This window comes from Hydrogenophaga sp. (assembly GCF_030656115.1).
Lineage (GTDB): Bacteria > Pseudomonadota > Gammaproteobacteria > Burkholderiales > Burkholderiaceae_C > Hydrogenophaga.
Genome location: NZ_JAUSOO010000119.1, coordinates 1 through 5,466, shown reverse-complemented (window position 1 = coordinate 5,466; position 5,466 = coordinate 1). Strand labels below are relative to the sequence as shown.

Sequence of the window (5,466 nt, the reverse complement as noted above, 5' to 3'; positions counted from 1 at the left end):
TTCCATTTGGTGGACCCGGTGGGCTACCGCGTCGGTGATGTGCTGGACATTTTCAGCCGTGCCGCCCATGCGCCCAAGATGAACCTGTTCGTCAACGCGGCGCTGCTCGGCTTCATACCGCGCGGTGTCAAGAAGAGCCTGATGGCGCTGGCGCCGGTCCGGCGTGTGCGCAACGCCGTCATGGCCGACCTGGGCCTGCCCGAGGACATGCTGACCTTTGTCAACTACCCGACGCGTTTCGACTGCCGCGAAACGCTGGCCGCCCTGAAAGGCTCAGGGGTGGAATGCCCCAACCTCAAGGACTACGCCTGGCGCGTCTGGGATTACTGGGAGCGGCACCTCGACCCGGACCTGCACATCGATCGCTCGCTGCGCGGCACGGTCAACGGAAAGGTGGTGCTGATCACCGGCGGCTCGTCAGGTATTGGTCTGGCAGCGGCCCATAAATTTGCCGAAGCCGGCGCCGTCACCATCATCTGCGGCCGCGACCAGGACAAACTGGACGAGGCCTGCAAGGAAGCCAAGGCCAAGGGTTATGAGTTCATAGCCTACCCGGCCGACATCGCCGACATGGCCGATGCCGACCGCTTCGTGCAGTTGCTGATCGTCAACCACGGCGGCGTGGACTTTTTGATCAACAACGCAGGCCGCTCCATTCGCCGCGCCATCGAAGGCAGCTACGACCGCTTCCACGATTTCGAACGCACCATGCAGCTCAATTACTTCGGTTGCCTGCGCGTGACCATGGGCCTGTTGCCGGGCATGGTGGCCAAGAAGAAGGGCCATGTGGTCAACATCAGTTCCATTGGTGTGTTGACCAACGCGCCGCGTTTCTCGGCCTATGTGGCGAGCAAGGCGGCGCTGGACGCCTGGACGCGCTGCGCTTCCAGCGAGTTCGCCGACCAGGGCATTTCGTTCACCACCATCAACATGCCGCTGGTGCGCACGCCCATGATCGCGCCCACGCAGATCTACAAGAACGTGCCGACGCTGGCGCCCGAAGAGGCGGCCGACATGATCGCGCAGGCCTGCATCTTCAAGCCGGTTCGCATTGCCACGCGCCTGGGCGTGACGGGACAGGTGATGCACGCCATGGTGCCGCGCGTGGCGCAGATCGTGATGAACACCAGCTTTCGCATGTTCCCGGACTCTTCGGCGGCCAAGGGGGAGAAGGGGTCCAAGTCGCCGTTGTCGCCGGAGGCGGTGGCGATGCAGCAGATGATGCGGGGCATTCACTTCTGATTCGTGCGCTTCCGAGGCTGGGTGGCTGTCGGGCTTCGGCCCGGCACGCTGCAGGTGCCATCAGCGGTCTGCACGGCGCCTACAATTTACCCAACGTCACCCCAGCCCGAAAGCCACGCATGACCTCGCACATCCCCGTCGATCTCTCCACCATCCAGCCGCGCGAAAAGGCCGAGATTCTGGCCCAGGCCTTGCCCTACATCCGCAAGTACCACGGCAAAACCATGGTCATCAAGTACGGCGGCAACGCCATGACCGACCCGGCCCTGCAGCAGGACTTTGCCGAAGATGTGGTGCTCCTGAAGCTGGTCGGCATCAACCCGGTGGTGGTGCACGGCGGTGGGCCGCAGATTGAAACGCTGTTGCAGCGCCTGGGCAAAAAGGGCGAATTCATCCAGGGCATGCGCGTGACCGACGCCGAAACCATGCAAGTGGTGGAATGGGTGCTTGGCGGTGAGGTGCAGCAAGACATTGTGGGCCTGATCAACGCCGCGGGCGGGAAGGCGGTGGGGTTGACTGGGCGCGACGGCGCCATGATTCGAGCCAAAAAACTGCGCCTGTCCGACACCAAAGACCCCAGCCAAGAGCACGACGTGGGCCAGGTGGGCGACATTGTGAGCATCGACCCGAGTGTGGTGAAGGCGCTGCAGGACGACCAGTTCATTCCCGTCGTCAGCCCGATCGGTTTTGGCGAGCACAACGAGAGCTACAACATCAACGCCGATGTGGTCGCGGCCAAGCTCGCCACCGTGCTGCAGGCCGAAAAGCTGCTGATGCTCACCAACATCCGCGGCGTGCTCGACAAAGAGGGCCAGCTCTTGACCCAATTGACGCCGCGCCGCATCGACGAGCTGTGCGAAGACGGCACCATCAGCGGCGGCATGATTCCCAAGATCGCTGGCGCGCTGGACGCGGCCAAGAGCGGTGTCAACGCGGTGCACATCATCGACGGCCGTGTGCCGCATGCGCTGCTGCTGGAGGTGCTGGGCAACGAGCCTTTCGGCACCATGATCCGTTCGCACTGAGGCCGTGCCTCTTTGGTCTGGCTTCCCTTGATTTCCGTCTCCAACACCTTGCTCGCCGAACACGTGCGCACCGATTGCCCATGACACCGAACGCGCCAGCGCCCAAACCCAACGGCGAAGCTTCCTGTGACGATACCCCGCGCAACGGTGCGACCGAGCCGACCGAAGGCGCAGCAGGGCGCAAGCGCCCCAAGCCGGGTGAGCGCCGGATGCAAATTTTGCAGGCCCTGGCCACCATGCTGGAGCAGCCGGGCGCCGAGCGCATCACCACGGCGGCGCTGGCGGCGCGGCTGGCGGTGAGCGAGGCGGCCCTGTACCGCCATTTCGCCAGCAAAGCGCAAATGTTTGAGGGACTGATCGAGTTCATCGAGCAATCGGTGTTCGGTCTGGCCAACCAATTGGGGGATCGCGAGCCCGATCCGCTGCTGCGTTCGCGCCATCTGGTCACGCTGCTGCTGCAGTTTGGTGAAAAGAACCCGGGCATGTCGCGTGTCATGGTGGGTGATGCGCTGGTGTTTGAAAACGAGCGCCTGCAGCAGCGCATGAATGTGTTGTTTGACAAATTCGAAGCGGCGCTGCGGCAGAACCTGCGCGAGGTCGCGGTGTTGACGGGCACATCCACCCCCACGGTGGATGCCCATGCCGACGCCTCCGTCATCACCGCGTTTTGCGCCGGGCGGCTGCAGCGGTTCGCGCGCAGCGGCTTCAAGCGCCTGCCCACCGAAAGTCTGGAGCACAGCTTGACCCTGCTGCTGCCGCTGGGGCGGCTTTGAACGCTTGAGACTGTGTTGGCGGAGCGCTCGCCGCCAACCGGTGACAGAGCCCATGAGGCTTGCGGGTTAACCCTTGAGTGCGGCCTGTTTCAGCGGTTCTAGGGCTGGCGCTCTATGCAAATTCACATAAAAAAAGCCTTGCGGTGCACCGCAAGGCTTTTTTTGCGGTAAAAATAGCACGACCGTTCGATTTATCGCGCGGTCTGTTTTTTTCGCCACCCAACGCGGCCCTGCCGCCCACACCGCATGACTGCCACTTCCAATGTCCGCCGTTTGCACAGCGCCAGCGCTGCCAGCAAGCCAATGCAAAAAGGCCAGCAAACCAAGGCCGCCATCGTCGAGGCTGCGCTGGGCCTGGCCACGCAGATTGGTCTGGAGGGCTTGTCCATCGGTGCGCTGGCCGAGGTGATGCAAATGAGCAAGTCGGGCGTGTTTGCCCACTTCGGCTCGCGCGAAGAGCTGCAGATTTCGGTGGTGCGCGAGTACCACACGCGCTTTGAAGAAGAGGTTTTTTACCCCGCCATGGCGGCTGCGCGTGGGCTGCCGCGCCTGCGGGCCATGTTTGACAACTGGATGAAGCGCACCTCGGTCGAGATCGACTCGGGCTGCATCTACATCAGCGGCGCGGTGGAGTTTGACGACCGCCCGGGCCCGGTGCGCGACGCGCTGGCCAGTTCGGTCAACACCTGGTTGTCGGCCATGCGCCGGGCGGTTGAACTGGCCGTGGCCGAGGGCCACCTGAACCCCGACACCGACGCCGATCAAATGGCCTTTGAAATCCACGCCCTCATCCTGGCGCTGCACTACGAAGCCCGTTTTTTGCGCAGCCCCGACTCTTTGCACCGTGCCTTGAGAGCCTTTGAAGGCATCGTGGGGCGCTTCAGCGCGCCAGCGCTGGCCAGCAAGCCCATCACCCAAGCCGCCAAGAGCTGACTTTTTCTCTCACAAACCCACCTCAGGAGTTTTTTCATGCCCGTTTACAACCCGCCCCTGCGCGACATGCAGTTTGTGATGCACGAAGTGTTGAAAGTCACCGATGAGTTCAAGTCGATGCCGCAACACGCCGACACCGATGTGGACACCATCAACGCGGTGCTGGAAGAAGCGGGCAAGTTCGCATCGCAGGTGATCTTTCCGCTCAACATCAGCGGCGACACCGAGGGCTGCCAGCTCAACCGCGACACCCACGAAGTGACCACGCCCACCGGTTTCAAGGAAGCCTACAAAACCTACGTGGACGGTGGCTGGGCGGCCTTGAGCTGCGACCCCGAATACGGCGGCCAAGGCCTGCCGCTGGTGGTGAACCAGTGCTTGTACGAAATGATGAACAGCGCCAACCAGGCCTGGACCATGTACCCCGGCCTCACGCACGGCGCCTACGCCTCGCTGCACACGCACGGCACGCCCGAGCAAAAAGCCACCTACCTGCACAAGATGACCAGCGGCGAATGGACCGGCACCATGTGCCTGACCGAACCCCACTGCGGCACCGACCTGGGCCTGATGCGCACCAAGGCCGAACCCCAGCCCGACGGCACCTACAAGATCACCGGCAACAAGATTTTCATCAGCGCCGGTGAACACGACATGGCCGACAACATCATCCACCTGGTGCTGGCCCGCCTGCCCGACGCGCCGCCCGGCATCAAGGGCGTGAGCCTGTTCATCGTGCCCAAGTTCAACGTCAACGCCGACGGCACGCTGGGTGAGCGCAACGGCATTTACGGCGGCGGCCTGGAGCACAAGATGGGCATCCACGGCAACGCCACGGCGCAGATCGTGTTGGATGGCGCGGTGGGCACGCTGGTGGGTCAGCCCAACAAGGGCATGCAAGGCATGTTCGTGATGATGAACGCCGCCCGCCTGGGCGTGGGCAACCAGTCGCTGGGTCTGACCGAAGTGGCCTACCAGAACGCGCTGGCCTACGCCAAAGACCGTATCCAGATGCGCAGCCTGACCGGCCCGAAGGCCAAAGACAAACCGGCCGATCCGATCATCGTGCACCCCGACGTGCGCCGCATGCTGCTGACCGCCAAGGCCTACGCCGAAGGCGGCCGTGCGCTGGCCATTTACAGCTCGGTGCTGCTGGAAAAGTCGCACAACCACCCCGACGAGAAGGTGCGCAAGGACAGCGATGAAATGCTGTCGTTGTTGACCCCCATCGTCAAAGCCTTCCTGACCGACAACGGTTACCAGGCGGCCACGATGTGCCAGCAGGTGTTTGGCGGCCACGGTTACATCAAGGAGTGGGGCATGGAACAGCATGTGCGCGATGCCCGCATCAACATGATTTACGAAGGCACCAACACCATCCAGAGCCTGGACCTGCTGTGACGCAAGGTGCTGGTCAACAACGCCGCCACTCTAAATAAGTTCGGCAAGCTGGTGGGCGCGCTGGTCCAGGAAGAAGTCTTGAACGAAAAGAT

4 protein-coding genes and 1 pseudogene are annotated in these 5,466 nt (G+C 62.9%); all 5 read left to right on the top strand.

The features are described 5' to 3' along the window. Positions 1-1,242, top strand: a 1,242-nt coding sequence (locus Q7J58_RS14520; protein WP_304829424.1) for an SDR family oxidoreductase, incomplete at its 5' end; no start/stop codon positions are given. A 119-nt stretch (positions 1,243-1,361) separates the two neighbouring features. Further along, entirely contained in the window at positions 1,362-2,267 is a 906-nt protein-coding gene (argB, locus tag Q7J58_RS14515; RefSeq protein ID WP_304829421.1) for an acetylglutamate kinase, read from the top strand. 80 nt (positions 2,268-2,347) lie between these two features. Further along, positions 2,348-3,040, top strand: coding sequence for a nucleoid occlusion factor SlmA (gene slmA / locus Q7J58_RS14510; RefSeq protein WP_304829418.1), 693 nt, complete (start codon positions 2,348-2,350; stop codon positions 3,038-3,040). A gap of 246 nt (positions 3,041-3,286) precedes the next feature. Beyond that, a complete protein-coding gene (locus tag Q7J58_RS14505; RefSeq protein ID WP_304829416.1) occupies positions 3,287-3,973 on the top strand; it encodes a TetR/AcrR family transcriptional regulator in 687 nt (228 codons plus the stop codon). A 36-nt stretch (positions 3,974-4,009) separates the two neighbouring features. Further along, positions 4,010-5,466, top strand: a pseudogene (locus Q7J58_RS14500) (acyl-CoA dehydrogenase family protein); the annotation flags it as partial.